General features: G+C 37.1%; 21 protein-coding genes, 1 other RNA gene, 1 pseudogene and 1 other annotated feature. All 23 genes and pseudogenes read left to right on the top strand.

The window, feature by feature from the left end:
- The first annotated feature begins 38 nt into the window (after positions 1–38).
- The 23 genes and pseudogenes from PK1910_RS02100 (at position 39) to PK1910_RS02210 (ending at position 24,057) form a co-directional block, all read left to right on the top strand.
- Positions 39–518: a CtsR family transcriptional regulator gene (locus PK1910_RS02100; RefSeq protein ID WP_004696020.1), complete on the top strand. Its 480-nt coding sequence runs from the start codon at positions 39–41 to the stop codon at positions 516–518.
- 48 nt (positions 519–566) lie between these two features.
- The gene (locus PK1910_RS02105; protein ID WP_222617495.1) at positions 567–1,064 is read left to right on the top strand and encodes a UvrB/UvrC motif-containing protein; all 498 of its coding nucleotides are present in this window, start codon (positions 567–569) and stop codon (positions 1,062–1,064) included.
- A 9-nt stretch (positions 1,065–1,073) separates the two neighbouring features.
- On the top strand, positions 1,074–2,135 hold the full coding sequence (locus tag PK1910_RS02110) for a protein arginine kinase (protein WP_021148220.1): 1,062 nt from the start codon (positions 1,074–1,076) through the stop codon (positions 2,133–2,135).
- A gap of 234 nt (positions 2,136–2,369) precedes the next feature.
- The gene (locus PK1910_RS02115) at positions 2,370–4,817 is read left to right on the top strand and encodes an ATP-dependent Clp protease ATP-binding subunit (protein WP_123137907.1); all 2,448 of its coding nucleotides are present in this window, start codon (positions 2,370–2,372) and stop codon (positions 4,815–4,817) included.
- 163 nt (positions 4,818–4,980) lie between these two features.
- Complete coding sequence (gene radA / locus PK1910_RS02120) at positions 4,981–6,354, top strand: DNA repair protein RadA (RefSeq protein ID WP_287511146.1); 1,374 nt, start codon at positions 4,981–4,983, stop codon at positions 6,352–6,354.
- A gap of 15 nt (positions 6,355–6,369) precedes the next feature.
- Positions 6,370–7,508: pseudogene (locus tag PK1910_RS02125) on the top strand (TRAM domain-containing protein).
- Entirely contained in the window at positions 7,492–8,667 is a 1,176-nt protein-coding gene (locus tag PK1910_RS02130) for a bifunctional 2-C-methyl-D-erythritol 4-phosphate cytidylyltransferase/2-C-methyl-D-erythritol 2,4-cyclodiphosphate synthase (protein ID WP_077708469.1), read from the top strand. The pseudogene PK1910_RS02125 and the gene PK1910_RS02130 overlap by 17 nt, the downstream one beginning before the upstream one ends.
- 2 nt (positions 8,668–8,669) lie before the next feature.
- Positions 8,670–10,139 carry a glutamate--tRNA ligase gene (gltX, locus tag PK1910_RS02135; RefSeq protein ID WP_287511148.1) on the top strand — a complete coding sequence of 490 codons (1,470 nt, stop codon included), beginning with the start codon at positions 8,670–8,672 and terminating at the stop codon, positions 10,137–10,139.
- A 136-nt stretch (positions 10,140–10,275) separates the two neighbouring features.
- Positions 10,276–11,229 (top strand): bile acid:sodium symporter family protein, encoded by a 954-nt coding sequence (locus PK1910_RS02140; protein ID WP_287511150.1) that lies wholly within the window; start codon positions 10,276–10,278, stop codon positions 11,227–11,229.
- Positions 11,230–11,471: 242 nt separating this feature from the next.
- Positions 11,472–11,678 (top strand) — a binding site (T-box leader).
- 49 nt (positions 11,679–11,727) lie between these two features.
- A complete protein-coding gene (gene cysS, locus PK1910_RS02145) occupies positions 11,728–13,176 on the top strand; it encodes a cysteine--tRNA ligase (RefSeq protein WP_123137909.1) in 1,449 nt (482 codons plus the stop codon).
- Complete coding sequence (locus tag PK1910_RS02150; protein WP_123137910.1) at positions 13,166–13,642, top strand: Mini-ribonuclease 3; 477 nt, start codon at positions 13,166–13,168, stop codon at positions 13,640–13,642. The genes cysS and PK1910_RS02150 overlap by 11 nt, the downstream gene beginning before the upstream one ends.
- 1 nt (position 13,643) lies before the next feature.
- Positions 13,644–14,375, top strand: a complete 732-nt coding sequence (gene rlmB, locus PK1910_RS02155; RefSeq protein ID WP_024061847.1) for a 23S rRNA (guanosine(2251)-2'-O)-methyltransferase RlmB — start codon at positions 13,644–13,646, stop codon at positions 14,373–14,375.
- Between the two features lie 2 nt (positions 14,376–14,377).
- A complete protein-coding gene (locus PK1910_RS02160; RefSeq protein WP_004695995.1) occupies positions 14,378–14,911 on the top strand; it encodes an NYN domain-containing protein in 534 nt (177 codons plus the stop codon).
- A gap of 73 nt (positions 14,912–14,984) precedes the next feature.
- Positions 14,985–15,659 carry an RNA polymerase sporulation sigma factor SigH gene (gene sigH, locus PK1910_RS02165; RefSeq protein WP_119563007.1) on the top strand — a complete coding sequence of 225 codons (675 nt, stop codon included), beginning with the start codon at positions 14,985–14,987 and terminating at the stop codon, positions 15,657–15,659.
- A 5-nt stretch (positions 15,660–15,664) separates the two neighbouring features.
- Complete coding sequence (gene secG, locus PK1910_RS02170) at positions 15,665–15,901, top strand: preprotein translocase subunit SecG (RefSeq protein WP_004695991.1); 237 nt, start codon at positions 15,665–15,667, stop codon at positions 15,899–15,901.
- Between the two features lie 58 nt (positions 15,902–15,959).
- Positions 15,960–18,323, top strand: a complete 2,364-nt coding sequence (gene rnr / locus PK1910_RS02175; RefSeq protein WP_123137911.1) for a ribonuclease R — start codon at positions 15,960–15,962, stop codon at positions 18,321–18,323.
- A gap of 8 nt (positions 18,324–18,331) precedes the next feature.
- Positions 18,332–18,802 (top strand): SsrA-binding protein SmpB, encoded by a 471-nt coding sequence (gene smpB / locus PK1910_RS02180; protein ID WP_004695987.1) that lies wholly within the window; start codon positions 18,332–18,334, stop codon positions 18,800–18,802.
- Positions 18,803–18,958: 156 nt separating this feature from the next.
- The gene (locus PK1910_RS02185) at positions 18,959–19,459 is read left to right on the top strand and encodes a hypothetical protein (RefSeq protein WP_101928323.1); all 501 of its coding nucleotides are present in this window, start codon (positions 18,959–18,961) and stop codon (positions 19,457–19,459) included.
- Entirely contained in the window at positions 19,459–20,187 is a 729-nt protein-coding gene (locus tag PK1910_RS02190) for a 6-carboxyhexanoate--CoA ligase (protein WP_101928322.1), read from the top strand. The genes PK1910_RS02185 and PK1910_RS02190 overlap by 1 nt, the downstream gene beginning before the upstream one ends.
- A gap of 4 nt (positions 20,188–20,191) precedes the next feature.
- Positions 20,192–21,352 carry an 8-amino-7-oxononanoate synthase gene (gene bioF, locus PK1910_RS02195; protein ID WP_287511154.1) on the top strand — a complete coding sequence of 387 codons (1,161 nt, stop codon included), beginning with the start codon at positions 20,192–20,194 and terminating at the stop codon, positions 21,350–21,352.
- A gap of 175 nt (positions 21,353–21,527) precedes the next feature.
- Positions 21,528–21,869, top strand: a transfer-messenger RNA (tmRNA) gene (ssrA, locus tag PK1910_RS02200).
- Positions 21,870–22,061: 192 nt separating this feature from the next.
- Positions 22,062–22,688 carry a Type 1 glutamine amidotransferase-like domain-containing protein gene (locus PK1910_RS02205; RefSeq protein ID WP_287511156.1) on the top strand — a complete coding sequence of 209 codons (627 nt, stop codon included), beginning with the start codon at positions 22,062–22,064 and terminating at the stop codon, positions 22,686–22,688.
- A gap of 241 nt (positions 22,689–22,929) precedes the next feature.
- Positions 22,930–24,057, top strand: coding sequence for an efflux RND transporter periplasmic adaptor subunit (locus tag PK1910_RS02210; RefSeq protein ID WP_281782961.1), 1,128 nt, complete (start codon positions 22,930–22,932; stop codon positions 24,055–24,057).
- The last annotated feature ends 3 nt before the right edge of the window (positions 24,058–24,060 follow it).

Raw genomic sequence — 24,060 nt, forward strand, 5'->3', positions numbered from 1 at the left:
CAAAACTATAGTAAATAAACTTTAAAGGGGTGTTTTTTATGAGTATGATAGCTGATAAAATAGAAAAATTTATATTAGACCGTATGCGTGAAGAACAAGAAAAGCTAATTTTAAAGCGTAATGAATTGGCTGATGAATTAGATTGTGCGCCATCCCAAATTAGTTACGTATTAAGTACGCGTTTTTCTAATGAGCGCGGTTTCGATGTTGAGTCAAGACGTGGCTTGGGTGGATATATTCGAATCAAAAAAATTAACCCAGAAAGTTCAGATTCTTTACCTGCTGTTACAACTTATCGGATTTATGAAGGTCCAAATACGGTAGAACGATTAATTGATATGCGAGATGTAGATCAATCATTATTTCAATTATTACAATCTGAAAAGATTACCCGTCGTGAAGCTCAATTGATGCATAATTCTTTTGCTACATTAATTGAAAATGTAGACGTAGAAGAACGTAATGATGCTGTTCGTCAATTATATGCATCAATGGTGGACACTTTGCGGAAGGAGTGATGATTTGTGTTATGTGATCATTGCCATAAAAATGAAGCTACTATCCATATGACTAATATCATAAATAATCAAAAGACTGAGCAACATCTTTGCAGTACTTGTGCCACCGAGTTACAACAAGCTGGGAAATTATCTCCTTATAGTTCTTTTATGAATGATATGTGGGATAATAACTTTTTTACTAATGATTTTTTTAAGAATATGGTGTATCCAGATAACTTATTAAAAGCTCATCAATCTAAGAGATGCCCTCAGTGTGGTATTACTTATGATGAATTCAATCGGGTAGGTAAGTTTGGCTGTGGTCAATGTTATGAGACTTTTAATAGTGAAATAAATCCATTATTAGAACGAATACAAGGTAGTTCTGAGTATGAAGGGACTATACCTAGTCGTGGTACTAATGTTTTTAAAGCAAAGTATGAAGTAAAGCAATTGCGCCGTCAATTAGATACAGCTATTCAAGCTGAAAACTTTGAAGAAGCTGCAATTTTGAGAGATAAAATTAAAAATCTAGAAGTTATCATTGATGGTGATAACGAATAGGAGGTTCTTATGTTAGATACTATATTGGACTCTCCGCTAAGTCAGTGGCTGTGTCAGGATACAGAGGCGACAGACCACATTGTAATTTCAAGCCGTATACGATTGGCGAGAAATTTTGATGATATATTGTTTACGAATCGTGAAGATACAGTTTCCTTAGAAAAAGTGAATACAATCTCTCGAGGCCTATTGCCAATATTAAAAAAGGCTGATGAGCACCAATATACAAATATTAGCCTTGAGCAATTAAGTCAATGTGAACGTGCTGTCTTAGTTGAAAAGCATTTAATGAGTCCTGCTTTAGAGGAACAATTACCGTATCGTAATTTGATCGTATCTGATGATGCTTCTATCGCAATTATGGTAAATGAAGAAGATCATTTACGTATTCAATCTATGGCTCCAGGACTTAAATTGCAACAAGCTTATAATCATGCGGTTCAAATTGATAAAGCTATCGAAGCAAAATACCCTTATGCCTTTGATGAGCGATTTGGTTATTTAACTGCTTGCCCCACTAATGTGGGTACAGGTTTACGGGCCTCTGTTATGTTACATTTACCCGCATTGACGTTATCTGGTCGTATTACGAGACTCATTCGTAACATAATACAACTAGGTTACTCTGTACGAGGGTTGTATGGGGAAGGTTCCGAAGCTTTAGGTTGTATTTACCAGATTTCTAATCAACGAACGATGGGTATTAGTGAAGAAGCAACTATTGAGCAATTGATTAAAATCGTAGAAGGAATTATTGCAGAAGAACGAAAGTCTCGGCAATCTTTATTACACAACGATAAAGAAGGTTTGGAAGATATACTTTGGCGATCCTATGGAATTTTACAATATGCACGACGTGTAAGCGGTAAAGAGGCACTTAGTAAGCTTAGCGACATTCAATTAGGTGTAGATTTAGAAATATTACCATTCTGGGGTAAAGATACTTTTAATGAGCTTGTTGCTATAACTAGACCAAACTTCCTCTCTAAATACTTAGGTAGTGAAAATTTGACAGATACCGATCGCGACAGCTATCGTGCAAAGGTGATACGTCAAAAACTTTCAAATTAATATAAATACATAAATAATTAATGCATGATTATTTATTTTGTATAGATTGATTTATATAATTTTCTTAGTTTACCGTTAAGAGATTTGTAAAAAATAGTAAATATTAATACTAGATAGCATAATAGATTAATAGAGTTTAATAATATTTTTGATATTCCAATGGTTATTTCACCATTGTTTATATATATTTGAAAAGAAATAATTACAATTTACATAGATAGATGAGGTGATATTATGATGCAACGGTTTACAGACGATGCACAGCGTGTTCTTTCGTTAGCTCAAGAGGCTGCTTTGGAGTTAGGACATGACTATGTTGGTACTGAACACGTACTCATTGGCCTTACAAAGGTTAAAAATGGTGTAGCAGCTAAAGCTTTAGAAGAGCTTGGCCTTGTTACAGAAGATATTTTTGAAGCTGTAGAAGAACATGTAGGACGTGGTAATAAAAAGGCAACGTCAATATATATGACACCTCGCGTTAAACATGTACTTGAGCTTGCCATTCAAGTAGCAAATCAAATGAATCACAATTACGTTGGTACTGAGCATATTCTATTGGGCCTACTTAGCGATGGTAGCGGTGTTGCAGTTGCTATTTTACGAGCTATGAATATACGTAGTAATGATGTAGTAGAAGCAATTCGTAGTATTCTTGGCTCGAATAAAGGTAGCAATAATGGTGGTCAAGAGGGAATAAATAGCAATAATGATTTAGGTGAGCTGTCAGATTTTGCAACTGATCTTAATGAGTCTGCTAAACAAGGTAAGATTGATCCTGTTATTGGCCGCGATACGGAGATTCAACGAGTCATTCAAATTCTCAGCCGTAGAACTAAAAATAATCCTGTTCTTATTGGTGAACCAGGTGTAGGTAAAACAGCTATTGCCGAAGGCTTGGCACAGCGTATTGTGACTGATAATGTACCGGAGATTTTACGTAATAAACGCATTATTTCTCTTAGTATTGGTTCTATGTTAGCGGGTGCCAAGTACCGTGGTGAATTTGAAGAACGGTTGAAAAAAGCCATTGATGAAGTACAACAACATGATGATATGATTATCTTTATAGATGAAATTCATACATTGGTTGGGGCAGGTGCTACTGAAGGCGCTATGGATGCAGCTAATATCTTAAAGCCTGCTTTGGCACGAGGTGAATTCCAAGTTATCGGTGCCACAACACTTGATGAATATAAGAAATATATAGAAAAAGATGCTGCTTTAGAGCGTCGTTTTCAACCCGTTCAAGTAGGAGAGCCTAACGAAGAGGATGCTCTTGAAATTTTAAAGGGATTAAGAGATCGGTATGAAGCTTTCCATAAGGCTAAGATTACAGATGAGGCATTAACAGCAGCTGTGTCTTTATCTAGCCGATATATTACAGATCGATTCTTACCTGATAAGGCTATCGATGTAGTCGATGAAGCTGCATCTAAGGTTCGTATGAAAGTATTTTCTTCAGCACCTGATGTTAAAGCATTAGAGGATCGCCTCAATACAGTTAAGAAAGAAAAAGAAGCTGCGGTTACGTCTCAAGATTTCGAAAAGGCTGCAAAGCTTCGCGATGAAGAACAATTACTATTAAAAGAAATTGGTGATAAAAAATCTATTGCTAAAGAAAAAAGCGATCAAAAGTTAATAGTAACAGAGGAAGACATAGCTGCTGTAGTAGCGCAATGGACAGGCATTCCAGTGGCTAAAATTGCAGAAGAAGAGTCTGCAACCTTACTACATTTGGAAGAAGAACTTCATAAACGCGTAGTAGGTCAAGATGAGGCTGTTACTGCTGTAGCTAAAGCTGTACGCCGTGCAAGGGCTGGATTAAAAGACCCAAAACGGCCTATTGGTTCATTCTTGTTCCTTGGGCCAACTGGTGTAGGGAAAACTGAGCTAGCAAGAGCGCTTGCATCCTCCTTGTTCGGCGATGAATCTGCTATGATTCGACTTGATATGTCTGAATATATGGAAAAACATACTGTGTCTCGCTTAGTCGGTGCCCCTCCAGGTTACGTAGGCTATGAAGAAGGTGGACAATTAACAGATGCGGTACGTCGCAAACCATATAGCGTTATCCTCCTCGATGAAGTGGAAAAGGCACATGCAGATTTCTTTAATATTTTGTTACAAGTTCTTGATGATGGTCGTCTTACTGATAGTCAAGGAAGAACTGTAGATTTCAGAAATACAGTTATTATTATGACAAGTAACTTAGGTGCTAAAGCTTTACATAAAAACTCTCCAGAACTTGGTTTCTTAGCGGCTAAAAAATCTGATTTCAATGTAGATGAAAATAAAGAAATTGAGTTTAAAGAGGCTAAGAAGTCAGTAATGGATGCGGTGAAACGTCATTTTAGACCTGAGTTTTTAAACCGTATTGATGAAATGATTGTATTCCATCCATTAACAGAAGAGGACTTAAAAGAAATTGTAACTATCTTGATGAGTGATGTTACAAAACGCCTTGAAGCGCGTGATTTACAATTAGAAATCTCTCCTGAGGCTATGCATTTACTTGTTAAGGAGGGCTCTGATTTCACAATGGGGGCTCGACCATTAAAACGTGCTATTCAACGTTTAATTGAGGACCCAGTGTCCGATCTTATTTTGAAAGGAGATGCAAAAGAAGGTAAAATTATTAAAGCAGATGCAAAGGATAACGATCTTGTTGTATCAATATGATAAAAATACAAATTATACAGTTGATGACTACCTTTCATATAAAAAATATAAGTTAAATGGTATACTATAAAATGATGATAGTTAACCATGTAGTAAAATTATGCATAAAAGGTCATGAATGGTTATCATTCATGACCTTTCTTTTTAAATGTATTGAGGTGTTATGGCAAAAGCAAAATCTGTATTCTTTTGTCAAAATTGTGGGGCTGAATCCTCTAAGTGGATGGGCCGTTGTCCACAATGTGGAGAATGGAATACATTAGTTGAAGAAATAATTAAAGAAACTAAACATAGTCGAACACCTTCTCGAGGTGTTGGAAATCAAACGGCGAAGCCTACCGCCTTGCCAGATATCGAAATTTCTTCTATTGCACGCGTATCTACAACCTTTGGTGAAATTGACCGTGTATTAGGTGGGGGCATAGTGCCTGGTGCTCTAATGCTTTTAGGTGGTGATCCTGGTATTGGTAAATCTACTCTGTTACTACAAGTATCCCAGAAGGTAGCCGATACAGTAGGAGCAGTTCTTTATGCATCTGGTGAAGAGTCTCAGTTACAACTTAAACTTCGAGCAGAACGACTGCATATTAATAGTGAACGGTTACAAGTTATTGCAGATACTGATCTAGATCATATATTGGAGCAAGCTGAAGCAATGACTCCTTCCTTACTAGTCATTGACTCTATACAAACTATGTATACTGGAGATATAGATGCTGCGCCAGGCAGTGTTAGTCAAGTTCGTGAATGCACATCTCGCCTACTTCGCTTCTGTAAAGAACGAAATATACCTACTGTAATCATTGGCCATGTAACAAAGGAAGGCAATATTGCAGGGCCTCGTATGTTAGAGCATATGGTAGATGTAGTGCTTTACTTTGAAGGGGAGCGTTCTTATCAATTCCGTATATTACGGTCCATTAAAAACCGTTTTGGATCTACATCAGAAACAGGCATTTTTGCTATGGTAGAGGAAGGGTTACAGGAATTGTCCAATCCGTCTGCTTCTCTTTTAGCCGAGCGTTCCGATGAAGAAAGCGGCAGTGCTGTTATGATTTACCTTGAAGGGGTTCGCCCCATCTTGGTAGAGGTACAAAGCTTGGTCGTTACTACGGCTTTTGGTATGCCTAGACGTACGGCGATTGGTTATGATCTTAACCGGTTAATCGTATTATTAGCAGTCTTAGAAAAACGCTGTGGCTTTACATTAGGTAATAAAGACGTGTATGTAAATGTTATCGGTGGTCTCAAGGTAAATGAACCTGCTTGTGATTTATCTATGGCGGTTGCCATTGTGTCAAATCTGAAAAATCGAATCGTTCCAACAGATATGGTAATTTTAGGTGAAGTAGGCTTAACTGGTAATGTTCGCAGTATTCCTCGCATTGAACAGCGTATAAATGAAGCCAAGAAATTAGGTTTTAAAAAGTTTATTATTCCTGAAGGCAACTATAAACAAATTAAGGATAATGATAGTTCTATCAAAATTAAAGGTGTCAAATCTATACAAGAGGCGATGCAACTCGTATTTTTATAATTAGGAGGTGATTTCATGATTTATCGGATTTTACGCTATGTAATAGCCATTTTAGTAGGTACAGCAGCCTACGTGGGAATGGATAGCTTAGCACCTATTATTGACCCATATTTGGTTTCTCAATTTGAATCTTTTGGGGACATGTCGTTAACAATTGCACGTATTGCAGTATTAATCGTAGGTACTCTATTAGGCCTTGTTATTGGTTATCTGATTTCATCATTTATTCTGAAACAAGGTTTAGTAATTGCTAAAAGATTAGAGCGTATTCTTACTCATATTCCAAATCAAGAATTGATTGCAGGCACCATCGGTTTATTATTGCAAATCTAATTGGTGTTGCATTCAATCAAGTACCTATTATAGGACCTTATATTCCTATAATTTTGAGTGCTATTTTTGGATATAGTGGACTTAAAATCATGGCTCGTAAAGGCCCCGAAATGTACAATAATTACGTACAACAATGGGGAGGAGATAGCACTAAAAAAACAAGTCGTTTTAAAATGTTTTCAACTCATAAATTAGATAAATCCTCTAGTACGCCAAAATTACTAGATACTTCAGTTATCATTGACGGTCGTATCAAAGAACTATGTGCTACGGGCTTCATTGAAGGCCCTCTTATGGTGCCACTATTTGTATTAAATGAGTTACAGGTAATTTCTGACTCTGCGGATGCTACGAAACGCAACCGTGGTCGACGTGGCCTTGATATTTTGAAGGATATGCAAGATGCCAATAAGGTAGCTATAGAAGTTGTTGAAGATGATTATGATGATCTTGTAGAGGTTGATTCAAAACTTATGCGACTTGCTTTAGATAAGCAGTGGAAATTGATGACTAATGACTTTAACTTGAATAAGGTGGCTCGTGTACAAGGTATTGAAGTGCTTAACCTTAATGAATTGGCAAATGTATTAAAACCTGCTCTAATCGCTGGAGAATGGATTCGCGTTCAAATCATGAAAGAAGGTAAGGAAGTACACCAAGGTGTGGCTTATCTCGACGATGGCACGATGATTGTCGTAGAGGATGGTAAGCCTTATGTTGGTCAAAATGTAGAGGTTATGGTTACATCCATATTACAAACGAGTGCAGGACGGATGATTTTTGCTCGTGTAGATGGAGGACAAAATGGGCAAGGCAATTAGTTGTATCGTTCTCGCTGCAGGTGCTGGTCGCCGTATGGGATACAAAGAAAATAAGATATTTATTCCTTTAGGGGGACATTCTATTATTCAACGTACCATACAAAATGTAGAAAAGATTGAAGGTTTAAAAGAAATTATTCTTGTTGTAGCTGAAGGCGAACAAGAATATATGTCTAACCATATTCAAGGGTTGGATTTGCATATTCCTGTAAAGATAGTATTTGGTGGAAGAGAACGTCAAGATTCTGTGGCATATGGTCTCAAAGCTGTATCAGAAGATAGTAATATTGTGCTAGTTCATGATGGAGCGCGTCCATTAGCATCAACTAAACTGTTTGATTCTGTTGTTAGGGCCGCAATAGAATATAGAGCTGCTACTGTAGGTGTCCCTGCTACGGATACGATTAAACGGGTTAATACAGAGCATACCGTAATAGAAACCTTGAAACGCAGTGAGTTATACCAAATTCAAACACCACAAGGCTTTCAAAAAGATCTATTTAAAGAGGCCCATCAAAAGGCTCATGACGAAAAATATTTAGGCACTGATGATGTGTCCCTCGTCGAGTATTTAGGTAAGCCTGTACATATAGTAAGTGGAGACTATTGTAATATTAAGGTGACCACACCTAATGATATTGCAGTAGCAAAACGATATTTAGGAATTGAGGATAAGCGTATGCGCGTTGGATTTGGTTATGATATTCATCAATTAAAAGCAGGGCGTCCTTGTATCTTAGGTGGTGTTCATATCGAGTCTGACCTTGGTCCTGATGGTCACTCCGATGCAGATGTTCTCATTCATGCATTGATGGATGCCATGCTAGGTGCCGCTGGTTTACGGGATATTGGATACTATTTTCCACCTGAAGACGACCAGTATAAAGGGATTTCTAGCATGCTTTTACTAGAAAAAGTAAATTTCTTATTGAAAGAACGTGGGTTACAAGCCTATAATATTGATATTATGGTTATTTCTGAGACACCTAAATTAAAACCTCACATCGATATGATGAAGTCTAATTTACAGTCTATTTTAGAGATACCATTAGATCGTATTAGTATTAAAGCGACAACAAATGAAATGCTAGGGGCTATTGGTCGCCGCGAAGGCATTGCTGCACAAGCTGTCGTTTCTGTATATGAAGGAGAGATTTAATCATGAGTTCCATGAAAGTTCGTTTTGCTCCAAGCCCTACGGGTCCATTCCATATTGGTGGTGCTCGTTCTGCTTTATTTAACTGGTTATTAGCACGTAAGGAAAAAGGCACATTTGTATTGCGCATTGAAGATACAGATTTAGCTCGTTCTACACGTGAAAGTGAAGAGAATATTAAAGCTTCCTTACAATGGCTTGGCATGAACTGGGATGAAGGCATTGATGTAGGTGGTAATAATGGTCCTTACCGTCAAATAGAACGTCTTGATTTATATAAAGAAGTAACACAACGTTTATTGGATGAAGGTAAAGCTTATGAGTGTTATTGCACACCTGAAGAGTTAGATGCGGTGCGTCAAGATCAAATGGATCGTGGGGAAACACCAAAATACAACGGTCATTGTGAACACTTAGATGAAGAGACAAAGGCTAAATACATTGCTGAAGGTCGTAAACCTACAATTCGTTTGCGTGTACCTTTGAATAAAACATATACTTTCGATGATATGGTTCGTGGTCGTGTATCCTTTGAATCCAACGGTGTAGGTGACTTTGTTATCGTTAAATCCGATGGTATTCCTGTATATAACTTTGCGGTAGTAATGGACGATCACATGATGGGCATTACTCATGTTATTCGCGCAGAGGAACATTTATCTAATACACCACGCCAAATGGCTATTTACGAAGCGCTTGGGTGGGACATTCCTACATTTGGTCATATTTCTTTGATTCTTGGTAAAGATTACAAGAAAATGTCCAAACGTCATGGTGCTACCTCTGTTGAACAATATAAACAATTAGGCTACTTGCCAGAAGCACTTGTAAACTTCTTGGCACTTCTTGGTTGGGCTCCTGAAGGTGAAGAAGAATTCTTCACACAAGATGAATTAATTCAGGCTTTCTCTATGGATCGGGTAGCGAAAAATCCTGCTGTGTTTGATATTGATAAATTGAACCATATAAATTTCCACTACATGAAGAATTTGAGCGATGAAGAATTATTCCACCTTTGTTTGCCGCATTTGAAAGAGGTTGGTTTAGCTCCAGATAGCTTGAATCAAGCTGATATTGATTGGTTGACATTATTATGCTCTACATTCCGTGATCATATTAGCTATGGTGCTCAAATCAAAGATCATGTAGGCTTGTTTATGGGCGAAACAGTATTCCTTGAAGAGGACCATGAAGAAGAATTGCGTGCTGTATTGAATGAAGAAACAGCTCCAACAGTTCTCGGCGCTTTCCGGAATGCATTGGCTGAACTTGATGAAATTACACCTGAAGTTGTAAAAGCAACAATCAAGGCCGTAATGAAAGAAACCTCTTTAAAAGGTAAATTCGTATTTATGCCAATTCGTGTAGCTTTAACAGGTCAAATGCATGGTCCAGATTTGAATAATATTGTCACATTACTTGGTAAAGAAAAGTGCTTACATCGTTTAGATAATGTAGGTGCATTAACAAAATAAATTTGATCAATTAATCAAAGGAGTTCACGTAACAGGTGTTATGTGAACTCCTTTTGTATGTGTTGTTAATATTCTATAGAAATGCTATAATAATCGGCGTATTAAATTTTGATTTATTATGAAAGCGAGTGTTTTTATGAGTGTTATTCGTTCTATTAATCACTTATTCAATAGTTATCTATCCTGGATAGTACTATTGATGGCTGTTTTAGCATATATGCTACCTGCAGTATTTTCTTGGATGACTCCTTATATTGCTTACATGCTACAGTTTGTTATGTTTGCGATGGGGTTAACATTAACGGCTCAAGTCTTTATTGATGTATTTAAGCAACCAATGAAGGTTATTCTCGTATCCGTAATCCAATTCTTATGGATGCCATTGGCAGGTTTCTTAGTAGCCTTAGCATTTAATTTTCCTCCAGAAGTTGGGATTGGTTTTATCTTGTTGGGTGCATGTCCTGGTGGTACTGCTTCTAATGTAATGACCTTCCTTGCAAATGGTAATGTTCCCTTATCCGTATCAGCAACAACTGTATCCACATTATTGGCACCTATTTTAACGCCTTTATTTGTCGTATTATATGCTGGTGCAACATCTTCTATTGAAATTCAATTTATGCCAATGTTTATATCCATTGTAAAAATTGTGTTAGTACCAATTATTTTGGGGATTGTATTGAATTACTTTATTGGCACAAAAATTGAACTTGTAAAATCTGTATGTCCAACCATTGCAGCTATCGCGGTATTGCTTATCTTGGCAGCTGTAACTGCAGTTAACCAAAAGCAAATTGCCGAAACTGGTTTCATTATTTTTGTAGCGTGTTTAGTACAAAATTTGAGTGGTTATGTTGTGACATACTTTGTATGTAAAGCTCTCAGTATTGATGTGTCTTCTCGTCGTGCTATGCAAATCGAAGTGGCTATGCAAAATTCTGCATTATCCGTATCTTTAGCACTAAAACACTTTACACCACAAGCTGCGGTAGCAGGTGCAGTATTCTCCATCATTCATAACTTTACAGGATCTATTTTTGCAGGTATTTGCCGTAAACACGATGATCAAGATAAATTAGAAAATGCTTAATATTAATTGATTTGATGTAATGACATTATTATTACTTGTGTGCTATAAAAGCTATTGTTATGAATGATAATAGTAATTTAATATTCTGATTATATATCCTCATCTTTCTAATTAAGCTATTTAAAATACCTATGTATGATATGTGAATAGCTGCCTATGAAAGATGGGGATTTTTCTTGTAAATATTGACATTCTATAGCTTTATTGGTAAAATATTTTTATATATAAATATAGATTATATAATAATAGCTGAGACTGAAAGAAGTACTCTACAACTAACTTTTTAGCGAGAACCGATGGTGGGAGGGTTCATGGATAGGTAGATGAAATGCATTCACGAGCTGACACTCCGATTATAGGTAGGTTTGTCCGGCGACGCACCGTTATGCGATGAGTGGGTATCGCTATTGGTACCTAACAGAGTGGAACCGCGGACCATCGTCTCTGTATGAGATGAGAGGTCTTTTTTATTTTACAAAATTGGAGGCATCGGTAACGATGAGAGAAATTACTGTTTATAATACTATGACGCGCCAAAAAGAGGTTTTTAATCCTGTAACACCAGGTGAGGCAAAAATGTACGTATGTGGTGTCACACCATACAATCATCCTCATATTGGCAATGCTCGTCCTTTTGTGACTTGGGACGTAATTCGTCGCTATATGAAACATGTAGGCTATAAAGTAACCTATGTACAAAACTTTACTGATGTGGATGATAAAATCATCAATACTTCTAATGGTGAAGGCGTCTCTTGGGATACCATTGCAAATCGTTATATCGATAGTTATTTTGAAGTAATGGATGCATTAGGTGTACAACGGGCTGATATGTATCCACGTGTATCTACGCATATTGATGATATCATTGCTATGATTAAAACATTGATTGACAAGGGCTACGCCTATGAACTCGATGGCGATGTATATTATAGTGTGGAGAAATTTGAACATTACGGTGAGTTATCTGGTCGTACATTAGACGATATGGAGGCAGGCGCACGTATTGAAGTAGATGGTCGTAAGAAGAATCCTATGGACTTTGCTTTGTGGAAAGCAGCAAAACCTGGTGAACCTTATTGGGAAAGCCCATGGGGGAATGGTCGTCCAGGCTGGCACATTGAATGTTCTGCTATGAGCCAAAAATATTTAGGCACAGAATTTGACTTCCACGGTGGTGGTAGCGATTTGATTTTCCCTCATCATGAAAATGAAATTGCTCAATCAGAAGGTTGCTCTGGTCAACATCCAGCAGTGCGCTACTGGTTGCACAATGGTTTTATCACTATTAACTCTGAAAAAATGTCTAAGTCCTTGAATAATTTCTTCTTGGTAAAAGATATTTTAGAACAATATAGTCCTGATGCATTGCGTTATTTCTTATTGAGCACGCATTACCGTAGCCCATTAGATTTCTCTGATGAGCGTCTAGAAGAAGCTAATAAATCTTTGGAACGGTTAAGCACAGCTATTGAAAACCTTCTTTACCTTGAAAAATGTGAGCCAGGCTCATGTGATGAAGCTCAACGCTTATTAGAAAAAGCGAAAGCATACGAAGAAGAATTTGAGGATGCTATGAGTGATGATTTCAACACTGCTCTAGCAACTTCTAGTATGTTCGGTCTTGCAAAAGAAATTAATATCTACTATCAAGCTGTAACAAGTAGAGAAGGCGTTGTTTGCCAAGAGGCAATTGCTGAAGTGAAACGAATCTTCAAATTTATGACAGATGTTATTGGTGTTCTTGAAAAAGCTTGGGAAGGCAATACGGGTGCTAATGCTGCTGAATACGAAGAATTAATGCAAGTTATTCTTTCTGTACGTCAAGCTTGTCGGGACCAAAAGCAATGGGCATTAGCTGATTGTATTCGCGATCGATTAGCTGAGATTGGTATTACTATTGAGGACTCCCCTCAAGGTGCACGGTGGAAAAAACGTGAAGTTTAAACAATTTCAATTCTTAAAGAATGAAGCGATAAAAAAACTGACGGCTCTTGAAGAAGAGCCGCTTCGTTTGCGTAATCGGACTATAGAAGAGTGCCTAAGTGCTGATGCAGTTATGCTAGCTTATATCGGCGATGCAGTATACTCCATGTATGTACGCGAACGAGTAGTGCAAATGAATATCACAAAGGTACAGGTATTGCATACAATTGTTACTGAATTTATTTGTGCTAAATCACAGGCGAAAGTATTGCTAGAAATAGAAGATGCTTTCACAGAAGAGGAACAAGCTATTGCACGCCGTGCTAGAAATAGTAATGTAAACGTGCCTAAAAGTAGTACTGTTCAAGAATATCGCAGTAGTACGGCCTTTGAAGCAGTACTAGGATTTCTTTATGAAACGCGCCAAGAAGACCGCTTACAGCATATCTTGGGGCAAGCCTTTTCTATAACTCTACGAGGTATGTAGTATGGATAATTATATTGTAGGTCGCAATGCGGTTAAAGAAGCCCTTAAAAGTGGCCGTTCTATTCAACGTATTCTGGTCAGTGAAGATAAGGTAAAAACAGGGTTAGCTGATATTGTAGGCCTTGCTAAATCTCAAGGAATTGAAGTTAGACCTACACCAGTTAAACAGATGAATAAGTACGATTTGGAGGTACCACATCAAGGGGTTATAGCTCTTGTATCGGCCGTTCAATTTAAAGAATTGGGAGAGGTATTACAAGAAACGACACATGAGGTTCCTTTACTCATCTTAACGGATGGGGTTGAAGACCCACATAATATGGGAGCTATCATTCGTACTGCTGAATGTGCGGGAGCTACGGCTGTACTCATTCCTAAACGACATAATGCGCCTATTAATGCTACTGTTGCAAAGACATCTGCTGGAGCTATTGAACAAATTCCACTTGTACAAATTGGCAATGTAGTGCAAACCATTAAACAACTTCAAAAACAAGGATTTTGGGTAATGGGGGCTCATATGGAAGGTGATCGTACCTTGTATGAAGCAGATATGACAATTCCTACGGTTATAGTCATTGGTAATGAAGGTAAGGGGATTAGTCGCGTTGTAAAAGAAGCTTGTGATTTCCTTGTAACAATTCCTATGTATGGAAATTTGAATTCTTTGAATGCATCTGTTGCAGCTGCAGTTCTTATGTATGAGGCGGTACGTCAACGCCAGGCGAAATAATCATGCTAAAAGATATTTTAATTGTAGACGGCTATAATGTTATTTTTGCTTGGACTCATTTGAAAAAATTGGCTCATGAGTCTTTAGAACATGCGAGAATGGAGCTTCGAGATAGATTGTTGAACTATGGTAAATTTAAGGGTTACGAAGTAATCCTTGTATTTGATGGTAAGTATACAAAATCTGGAGGTTCCATTGAATCTATTACAAGTGGATTTATCGAAGTGTATACTGAGGATGGAGAAACGGCGGATTCCTTTATTGAACGAGAGGTATTTTTACGTAAAGGCAAATATACTAATGTATATGTTGTAACCTCCGATGGGGCAGAACAGAATCAAATTCTAGGCTCTGGCGGGTTGCGCATTCCTGCTCGTGAGTTGCAAAATATGATTCGTATTGCTAAGGAAGAAGAACGACTTCAATATGCTCATGAACATAGACGTGATCAATTCTCAGTGCGTCGTAATGAAGTGGGAGGTTTATTATCTCCTGAAGTTGCTGAAAAGCTCGAGAAATTGCGTCGAGGTCATTGATAGTTGAAAATCATATACCGTTCCAGTATAATAAATATATTGGTTTTTCTCGCTCAATTGTAAGGAGGAGCTTATGAAAATGATTCATACACGCAAGTCCGATTACAATTTCAAGGAAATGACCGATGAGCAAGTTGTGGTCATAGCTCAGGAAGAGCAAAATGAGTTTGCAATCGATTATATTGTTAATAAATATAAGAACTTTGTAAGAGCTAAGGCTCGCTCCTATTTTTTGGTAGGTGCCGACCGAGAGGATATCATCCAAGAAGGGATGATTGGACTCTATAAGGCGACGCGAGATTTTAAACATGATAAATTAGCGTCTTTTAGAGCCTTTGCGGAACTTTGTATAACTAGACAAATTATTACAGCTATTAAATCGGCTACAAGACAAAAACATGCGCCTTTGAACTCCTATATATCCTTAAATAAACCGGTGTATACAGAGGACTCTGAGCGTACATTGATTGAAATGCTATCTTCAACAAAGATTACAAATCCTGAAGACCTCATTATCAGTCAAGAGGAACTAGATGATATTGAGCGCAATATTGGTCATATTTTAAGTGATCTCGAATGGGAAGTCTTGGAAGGATACCTTGATGGACGTTCCTATCAAGAAATGGCTGAGGTCACAGATCGTAGTGTTAAATCTATTGATAATGCGCTACAAAGGGTAAAACGTAAATTAGAGAAGTATTTAGAACATCGTGTATTGGGCTCGCATCGAGCATCACAGGAAGGATGACAGTCGTGACAAATTTCTTAATGATTGTAGAAGTAATCGTATCTATTTTATTAATTGTAGTAGTTGTTGCACAAAATAGCAAAAATGCAGGCATGGGCGGTGCTGTTTCTGGTGCGGCAGACTCTTCTTTTGGTGGTAAGCAACGCGGTTTAGATGCTTTCTTATCTAAATGTACGATTATATTGGGGATTATCTTTGCTGTGTTGAGCTTAGTGTTAGGGGCAATGATTAATCAATTCTAATGATGAAAGCCTGCTTTGCAGGCTTTTTCTTTTTTCATCCTAATAAGGGGGTGCAGATTTGAAGAAGAAGGTATTGGACTTTTATAAATCTATACAACCACATGCATACCATATTGAGGATGCAGCAATGGATAATCGTATTCGAGGTGGCAAAGATCTTGAAATGTTTATTCGATCTGCGAAAATGCTCGCCCGTGAAGGCGTATTAACTTCATCTCGACCAGATGTATACCGATATGAAGATCAACAGCATGAAGAATATGAAGGTATCTACAAAGGATATCGTAAATCTTATGGATTTGTTATTATGCTAAATGATGAAGATATTTATGTAGCAGAACAAAATAAAGGAACTACTATGCATAATGATAAGGTACGTGTTCGTATTGTACCATCAGATTATACAAAGCATAAACGTGAAGGCATCATCGTTGATGTTATTGAGCGTGCTAATGAAACCATAGTTGGTACTTACGACAGACAACAACACTTCGGCTTTGTTGTACCAGATGATGAACGTATTGGAACAGATATTTTTGTAGATTTAAAAGATACTTTAGATGCTCGGAGTGGAGCTAAGGTACTAGTAAAAATTACAAAATGGCCTGAAGGCAATAAAAAACCTGAAGGAATTATAACAGAAATTTTAGGCTATAAGGGGGATGTAGGCCTAGACATTAACTGTATTATGGCTAATCATAAGATTCCTTTTGCATTCCCTAAAGAGGTAATTGAGGCAAGTGAGAAGATAGATACTATTGTTCATGAAGATCCGAAGCGGTGGGATCTTAGAGACTTACAAATGGTAACTATCGATGGAGAAGATGCAAAAGATCTTGACGATGCTGTAAGTGGTCGTAAATTACCAAATGGTAATTATGAACTAGGCGTACACATTGCGGATGTTAGTCATTATGTTACTTCAGGCCAGCCTATTGATAATGAAGCATACAAGCGGGGGACTTCAGTTTACTTAGTGGACCGCGTAGTACCAATGTTACCAGAGGTATTATCGAATGGTATTTGTAGTTTAAATGCCCATGAAGATCGCTATGCTATGACGTGTATGATGGAAATTGATGATTCAGGTACAGTTGTTAATTATCGTATTCGTCCGTCTATTATCCATGTAGGACGTCGTTGCAGCTATAAAGAAGTTTATAAAGCGTTAGAGGAAAATATTGTTCCTGACGATTTAGTAGATTTTATTCCTATGCTTCGTGACTTAGCAGAAATTTCTAAGATTTTAAATCGTATGCGTCGTCGTAGAGGGGCATTAGACTTTGATTTTTCGGAATATAAGGTATTACTTGATCTCGATGGTACACCGTTGCGTATCGTAAAACGCGATCGAACTATGGCAGAGCGGCTTATCGAAGAATGTATGCTCATTGCTAATGAGACGGTAGCTACGCATTTAAAGGATACTCAACGTACATCGGTATATCGTATTCATGAACATCCTAGTGAAGAAAAATTGGATTTATTCCAAAAGGTATTACATTATTTAGGTCAAACTCTTGTCCTTAGTGCTGATGGTGTAACACCACGAGATTTCCAAAAAATCCTTGATGTAGTGAAGGGACAAGATATCGAGCAAGTGGCTCAAATTATGACCTTACGTTCTATGCAGCAAGCGAAATATAGCATTGAAAACGTCGGCCATTTTGGGTTAGCATCCACTTGCTATACGCATTTTACATCTCCCATTAGACGTTATCCGGATTTGATGGTACATCGACTTTTAAAAGCGGATATGCACTGGAAGGGTGGATACTCTAAACGAGATGTAGATGAAGCTTTCTTAGCTGGTGCTGTGGAACATTCTTCCATACAAGAACAAGTGGCAACCGAGGCAGAACGAGAAACTACGGATCTAAAGAAGACTCAATACATGGTTCCATTTGTAGGTGAAGTTTTTGAAGGCACTATTGCGAGCATAACCTCCTTTGGCATGTTCGTAGAGTTAGAGAATGGTATCGACGGTCTCGTGCATATTAGCATGATGAACGACGATTATTATTTCTTTGACGAAGAACATTTTGTTCTTGTTGGTAAGCGGACAGGTAAAACCTATCACTTAGGTGAAAAGGTTACTGTTACACTTGTAAAAGCCGATGTAGAAAAGAAACAAATCGATTTTGTTCTTGGTGAAGTAGATAATCTGATGGCTATCCAAGAACAATTGAGTAGTGGCTCTGACCATGCTACTAGTCGTGATGGTTTTGGAAATCTAAAGGGGCGAAAGTCATCCCGAAAAAACGGTAGAAAAACTTCTAAACGAGATGATTCAAAAGCTGGGCGTTCTAGATATGATGCTTTCAGTAAAAAATCTAAAAAAGGTAAATCGAGTCGCAAGAAGTCAAATAAAGCTACAAAACGTAGTCAATCTAAAAAATCTAAAAGTAAACGTAAACGATAGAGGAGAATATGGCAAAGAAATCTAGCCCATCGCTTATTGCTGACAATCGTAAGGCGCGTCATGATTTTCATATTCATGAAACCTATGAAGCTGGTATTGCTTTAACAGGAACTGAAATAAAGTCTATTCGTCAAGGTAAGCTTAATCTTAAGGACAGCTTTTGTCGTATAGATAAAGGGGAAATTTTATTGTATGGTGTACATATCAGTCCGTATGAACAAGGTAATCGTTTTAACCATGAACCGGAGCGGACACGCAAGTTGTTGATGCATAAATCTGAAATCAATAAGTTACATGCTCAAGTTAAGGAAAAAGGATTTTCTTTAGTGCCGCTAAACTTTCATTTCAGTCACGGTTATGTAAAGGTTACTGTAGGTCTAGTAACTGGTAAGAAACTTTATGACAAGCGTCAAGATATGGCGGAACGTGATGCCAAGCGCGATATTGCTAAGCGAATCAAAGAACAACAAAAATATTAAGAGTCATAAGGAATCAAGTCGATATGGCTTGGTTCTTTTTTTATATATTTGTTAACTATATTATTTTTAGTGGTTGATAAAAATACAGTGAGAATTTATAATGTAAACAATAAGAGGTGTTTGTAGTTGACATTTTCTAAGTAGAGGAGATATATTATGAATCAGAACATTCGGTACATTACAGAGGTTGCTATTTTAACTGCCATGATTACTGTATTAGGGGCTATTAAAATACCTAATGTCATTCCAGGTATAGAGTTTCAACTATCAGCCCCGTTGGCGGTAGCGATATGTGCCGTATTCGGATTTAAAAAGTATATTATAAGTGGTTGTTTATCTAGTCTAATAGGCTTAGCATTAGGTACTCAAACTATTTTAAATGTTATGATTGCTATGCAATTCCGGCTCATTGTGGGACTAATCCTTTGGATTTGCCATAATCACATGATAGGTATTATGGTTTCTGGTCCAATTGCATCTGCTTTAGCGCGATTATCCTTGTCTTTATACGTTGGTAAGGCTGCATTACCGATGATAGCTCTCGCAGTTCCAGGTATGATCTTTACAGTAATTATGGCACCAGTATTTGTGAAAGTATTCCATAAAATTCACAACCAAGTACCTCAAAGTAATGTAGTTAAAGGTAAGGTATCATAATGGACGAATTATATAGTGTGCGTATGCGCGCGGCTCAAGGTGGTCCCCATGAAAACGGGGGCCACCATATTTCTGGCGCAGAACGCATTGTGACCTTAAATCAAGTTGGAGCTATCGCTCAGTCTTTAGCCGAACGAGCACTACATCATAGTAAGGGGACAGCTGATTTTATCAATATTACAGTGGACTTGATTCCTTCAGAAACAATTACATATATAGAATGCTTAAAAGTAAATGAACATTTTGCTAATACTGTTGCTGAGGCGCATCAATTAGCTGTTGAACTTTTACAGGGCGCTGATATTAGTGAAACTGCTGTTAAACATGCTATTTATCTATTAGAAGGTTTAGATTCATCTATGCGAGGTGCTATGTTGGTTGACGCAATTTCTGGTGAGCGCATAGATTCTGGTAACCGTGGTGTTCGCGTGAGTCATATGGACTCCTTTGATTCTGAAAAACTAGGGGATAATGAACATATGAGAGAGGCCTTAGTATTGGCCTCTAAAGTACAATCTGCTGAAGGGATTGTAGGTGAATTATGTTGGTCTGATGATCCTGATTACACAGTAGGCTATGTGGCTTGCAATGATATTTACCATCGAATTCCTAGCATGAAAGAATTTGGATCTAATCTAGGAGGGCGTGTATTTTTTGTTAAAACAAATACTGATGTGGACTGTGTAATCAAGTATTTGGAAAAAGCACCAGTACTTGTTCAGCGGTGATTGTATGTATAAATTCTTCCAAGAGCAATTAGATAATAAAATCAATAACCTAAATTTGCGCACATTAACGGAATATTGCCCTATAGACGCAGTACGGGTTAGAAGAGATGATAAAGAATATTTGATGATGGCATCAAATAACTATTTAGGGCTTACTTTTGATGAACGTGTAATAGAAGGGGCCATTAAAGGGGCTCAACAATATGGTACTGGATCAGGTGGATCGCGTCTAGTATCCGGTACATTTCCCTTGTTTACAGATCTTGAAAGAGAACTAGCAAAATTTAAGAATACAGAAAAAGCCCTCGTATTTAATACGGGTTACATGGCAAATGTAGGAACCATTTCTGCCATAGCAGATAAGAATACTATTATTTTTAGCGATGCTTTAAATCATGCTAGTATTATAGATGGTTGTAGACTGAGTAGAGGATCTGTAAAGGCTTATAACCATTGTGATGTAGACGAATTAAAGTATTTATTGAAAGAAGTAGAACGAAATACAAGAAAGCTAATTGTCACAGATGGTGTATTTAGCATGGATGGCGATATAGCTCCATTGGATAAGCTCTACGAGCTTAGCCGTGAGTATAATGCTTTACTTATGGTAGACGATGCTCATGCGACGGGTACCATTGGTAGCGGTCATGGAACGGCTGCTTATTATGGTCTTGAAAAAGAAGTGGATATTCAGCTAGGTACATTGAGCAAATCGTTAGGTTCTGTTGGCGGCTATGTAGCTGCTAATAGCACCATCATTGATTATCTTGTGAATATGAGTCGTAGCTTTATATTCTCCACTGCATTATCTCCTGCTGACATAGGGGCAGCCCTGGCTGCATTATATGTTCTTGAGTCTGATACATCTGTTTTAAGGCGACTACAAAATACTGTGAACTATATGGCAGATTGCTTAAATTCTATAGGAATATATGCTACGAATGATACTCCAATTTTCCCAATACTTATCGGTAGTAATGAGGATACTCTAACAGTATCAAATTATTTATACAATGCTGGAATTATAGGTACAGCGATACGTCCGCCTACAGTTCCTGTTGGTGAAAGTAGAATTCGTTTAACCGTTACAGCTGCTCATAATAAAGAACAAATTGATTATGTGTGCCAATCACTGCATAATGCTTTGAAGCAATTAGACTCATGATAGTAGATAATATATCTAAATAAAGACAGTATTAAAAGAATCCTAAATTGATTGGTTAATTAGTCTATATTAGATAAATCGAGTAGTCTAAGAAGAGTGAATATATCTGAACTGTAAAGGTTTCATACAATTGACAGTAATACCAAATAGGCTTATAATTATTAAACCGACGCACGGGGATGTAAAGGTTTCGACAGGGGTGCGTGTGGTATAGATAGCGAGTCGGCGTTCCATGAGGCCGTTAAACGGTGGGAAAACATTTAAACGCAGAAGAAAATTTTGCATTAGCTGCATAAGCTACGTCCCTCATACTTGTGCCTACCAAGTGTGAATGGACGTCAAACAGTAGGCTGGTCTAATTTAGTTGTTCATATGAATTAGGCGAGACAATATGAACTGGGGTTGTGTAGCTTGTCTGTGAGCGATAGCAACCTGAGACTTAAATCATAGACTATACTCGGAGAAGTCTATATGGCAACACTCTTGGACAGGGGTTCGACTCCCCTCATCTCCACCAAAATAGAAGCGTACACTTTAAGAAATAAGTCTGCGCTTACAGATAAATTTGTGATTATTCGGCTATAATTGATATAGAACAGCCGATTAAATGGTTTTAAAACCGTCTAGGTAGATTCTTAGGCGGTTTTTTGTATATTAATAATAAAACTTTTAAATTAATTTAAATAAAGAATCTTTGAGGTGATAAAGCATGGAAATTTTACTTATGTCATATTTAGCAGGAACAAAAAATATAACAAAAAAGTATCTTTCAAAAATGATTTCGAATAAAATAGTTTTTATTCCTACTGCTGGAAATGTTGAACCATATACTGGATATATTGATGAAGGTGTTGAGATGTTAAAATCTTTAGGATATAAATTGGAAATTATTGATATTTCTAAATATGATAAAGATTATTTAAAGGATAAATTTTCAAAGACTGAATGTATCTGTATATTTGGTGGTAACACATTTTATCTATTACAAGAGCTGAAAAAGAAAAATCTTATAGGCCTACTTTATGAAAGAATCAAAGAAGGCTTATTTTATATTGGTGAATCTGCTGGCGCAATTATTATGTCTGAAAATATTGAATATAATCAGATAATGGATGATAAAAGTATAGTATCTGAATTAGATGATTATACGGGTGTAAATGTATTTGATCATTATGTTGTGCCTCATTTAGGGGAGTATCCATTTGAAGAGACTGCTCAGAAAACATTAGATACATATCAAGATAAGATACATTTAGTGCCGATCAACAATAATGAAGCGGTTTTAGTGGATAATAATGGTTATACGGTATTATTTGAAAGTAAAAAAGTAAACTAGTGTTTTATAACTTTATATTTTTAAAGTTATAAGTGTTCATATTTGAATATTTACAATCAATAATTTTTATCGCTTTTGTTGTATACAATGAATATGAATCCATTTAGATTTTATCTATGTTCTACAAAGGTAGAGGGGTATCAGAAAAATTGACTTTATCTATAGAATCCTGTAAAATATATAAAGATATTTATGTAATTATGTGACATGAATGATTAGTTTCTGAAAAGGAGTACAGATAATGAAGTATCGTTATTCCCGTATGTTAGCAGCTCTCGTAATGTCTGCTGTGATGATTGCAGGGTGTGGCAACAATCAACAGCAAGCTGGTGAGATTAATGTTAATACATATAAACTTACAGCAAGTGATACACAAGTTGATCAAACATTTGCTGGTACTGTAGTTGCGGAAAACTCTGTAGCTGTACATGCTCGTGTAAGTGGCTATATTGTTGAGAAGTTTGTAAAAGGTGGCGAACAAGTAGTAGCTGGACAACCACTATATCGAATTGATTCCCGTCAATATGAAGCGAGTCTTGCCAATGCAGAAGCACAAGCAGCTCAAGCTAATGCAAACTTGAAAAATGCAGAAGTGGATCTTCAACGTTATGAAACTTTGGCATCACAAGATGCGATTGCTCAACAACGTGTAGATACGCAACGTAGTGCTACAGAGCAAGCTAAGGCTATGTATGAAGCGTATGAAGCATCTGTAAAAATTGCTCAAGATAACATGGGGGATACAATGGTATATGCACCATATTCTGGTACATTACGCATGGATGACGTAGATACAGGCACTTACGTTCAGGCTGGCTCTACTACATTGGTTACAATCGATTCTATTGACCCAATCTTTGTTGAGTTTAGTATGACTGAGCAAGAATATCTCGACTTCATGAAGAATCCTACAACGGATGATTCTAATGGTCCAAATATTCAATTAAAACTTGCTGATGGCGAAACGTATAATGAACTTGGTTCTATCGTTCAAGCGGCTAAGAGTTTAGATCAATCTACGGGTAAGCTTGTATTGAAAGCGTCCTTCCCAAATCCTAATCATTTATTATTACCTAATATGTATGCCACTGTTGTTTCTCCTGGTGAAAAGATTAAAAATGCAATCCTTGTACCAAGTCGTGCTATTTTACAAATCATGGACAAAAACTTTGTTTATGTTGTAAATGCAGCTGGTGTAGTAGAACAAAAGACAGTAGAGGTTGGTGGTACTAAAGGTAATGAAACAATCATTAAATCTGGTTTGGCTGCTGGTGATACAATCATCGTTGACGGCTTAACTAAGGTGAAGAATGGCGTAAAAGTAAATGGTAAACTACTAACTAAAGAACAGTTGAAAGCTACAAAATAAAAG

The organism is Veillonella parvula (genome assembly GCF_036456085.1).
In the GTDB taxonomy this organism is placed as follows: Bacteria; Bacillota; Negativicutes; order Veillonellales; family Veillonellaceae; genus Veillonella; species Veillonella parvula_E.